Below are 238 nucleotides of genomic sequence, written 5' to 3'. Positions count from 1 at the left end.
ATAATATACCTACACCAATACGTTCTACATCCGCGTTGTAATCAATTAAGCTTTCGCCATAACCGTTAAAGTATTGTGCATAACCACGAACTCGGCCCCATAACGGAAATGACCAGTCGAGTTGAATTGCACCACGATTATCTGAATTTAAATTGTTACGTGTCATAAAGCTAAATTCATGGTCATGAAAACGATACGCGCCGCTAAATTCAAAGTAACCCATGTATTTGTATATGTC

At 38.2% G+C, this 238-nt stretch carries 1 protein-coding gene; it reads right to left on the bottom strand.

The features are described from left to right. On the bottom strand, positions 1-238 hold a 238-nt coding region (locus tag AAEY57_RS21045), incomplete at both ends, for a phospholipase A (protein WP_350608791.1).

The sequence above is a fragment of the Pseudoalteromonas sp. MER144-MNA-CIBAN-0113 genome (assembly GCF_040308965.1).
Classification (GTDB): Bacteria; Pseudomonadota; Gammaproteobacteria; order Enterobacterales; family Alteromonadaceae; genus Pseudoalteromonas; species Pseudoalteromonas tetraodonis.
The sequence above is the reverse complement of the archived record's forward strand: the minus strand, read 5'-3'. Positions and strand labels throughout refer to the sequence as shown.